This window comes from Lawsonibacter sp. LCP25S3_E2 (genome assembly GCF_052117285.1).
Taxonomy (GTDB): Bacteria; Bacillota; Clostridia; order Oscillospirales; family Oscillospiraceae; genus Lawsonibacter.
This window is the reverse complement of the sequence record NZ_JBQKJL010000060.1, coordinates 1-1,669: the sequence shown is the minus strand read 5'-3', so window position 1 is coordinate 1,669 and position 1,669 is coordinate 1. Positions and strand designations below refer to the sequence as shown.

Sequence of the window (1,669 nt, the reverse complement as noted above, 5' to 3'; positions counted from 1 at the left end):
TCCCTCACGGTACTGCTCCTCTATCGGTCATCAAGTAGTATTTAGGGTTGGAGGGTGGTCCCCCCAGTTTCCCACAGGGTTTCACGTGTCCTGCGGTACTCTGGATCCTGAATAAAGCAAATCAGCTTTCGACTACGGGACTCTCACCCGCTATGGTTGGCCTTCCCATGCCATTCGTCTAGCCTATCGCTCCGTTGTGTCAGTCCACAACCCCGAAGGATAAATCCTTCGGTTTGCCCTCTTCCGCGTTCGCTCGCCACTACTAGCGGAATCTCTGTTGATTTCTCTTCCTCGCCCTACTTAGATGTTTCAGTTCAGGCGGTTCCCCACCTACGCCTATTTTATTCAACGCAGGCTGACGGAGTATTGCTCCGCCGGGTTTCCCCATTCGGTGATCTGCGGATCAAAGCTTATGTGCAGCTCCCCGCAGCTTATCGCAGCTTGTCACGACCTTCATCGGCTCTTGATGCCAAGGCATTCCCCTTGCGCTCTTATTAGCTTGACCTTCGTAGAACAACCTTTTCAAGCTGTTCTCTTTGGTTTCCATAAGAATTATGCAGGCCTCAGTTTGGTTTCATTGTAGTTTTTGTACCCTTTATTAAAAAGTCCACAAAATTACTTTGTTACCTCTCTGTTGCTTGCTCGCAATTTCTTGCTTGCTTCACTGTTCAGTTTTCAAGGTGCATGCTCCAACCTTTTGCAAGGTCAGATGGAAATGCTCGGTCTATTGACCAAACACTTCAATCTAATCTCACTGGTGGAGGTTACCGGACTCGAACCGGTGACCCCCTGCTTGCAAAGCAGGTGCTCTACCAGCTGAGCTAAACCCCCAGGTTTTTGGTGGTGGGCCCAAGTGGACTCGAACCACCGACCTCACGATTATCAGTCGTGCGCTCTAGCCAGCTGAGCTATGGGCCCGCAGCTTCCCGCTTCCCCTTCACGGCGTGCGCCCTCTAAATTAAACAACATGACATCCATTCCCCATCAGAATTCTGACCTAGGAATGTTACTTCAAGCTTATCACTTGAAGAGGTCTCCTTAGAAAGGAGGTGATCCAGCCGCACCTTCCGATACGGCTACCTTGTTACGACTTCACCCCAATTATCGAACCCACCTTCGGCCGCGCCCCCCTTGCGGTTAGGCTACGGACTTCGGGTGTTCCCGACTCTCATGGTGTGACGGGCGGTGTGTACAAGGCCCGGGAACGTATTCACCGCGGCATGCTGATCCGCGATTACTAGCGATTCCAACTTCATGCAGGCGGGTTGCAGCCTGCAATCCGAACTGGGATGGCTTTTAGGGATTTGCTCCGCCTCGCGGCATTGCTTCCCTCTGTTGACCACCATTGTAGTACGTGTGTGGCCCAGGACATAAGGGGCATGATGATTTGACGTCGTCCCCACCTTCCTCCGTTTTGTCAACGGCAGTCTCGCTAGAGTGCTCTTGCGTAGCAACTAACAATAAGGGTTGCGCTCGTTGCGGGACTTAACCCAACATCTCACGACACGAGCTGACGACAACCATGCACCACCTGTCACCGAGGTCTCCGAAGAGAAAGGCTTATCTCTAAGCCGGTCCTCGGGATGTCAAGCCCTGGTAAGGTTCTTCGCGTTGCTTCGAATTAAACCACATACTCCACCGCTTGTGCGGGCCCCCGTCAATTCCTTTG

At 52.4% G+C, this 1,669-nt stretch carries 2 tRNA genes and 2 rRNA genes; all 4 read right to left on the bottom strand.

Annotated features, from left to right (window positions below):
• Positions 1 to 505, bottom strand: a 23S ribosomal RNA gene (locus tag ACTQ3R_RS16470); the annotation flags it as partial.
• A 250-nt stretch (positions 506 to 755) separates the two neighbouring features.
• Positions 756 to 831 (bottom strand) — tRNA-Ala (locus ACTQ3R_RS16465).
• Between the two features lie 10 nt (positions 832 to 841).
• Positions 842 to 918: transfer RNA gene (locus ACTQ3R_RS16460), tRNA-Ile, on the bottom strand.
• Positions 919 to 1,042: 124 nt separating this feature from the next.
• Positions 1,043 to 1,669 (bottom strand): 16S ribosomal RNA (locus ACTQ3R_RS16455); the annotation flags it as partial.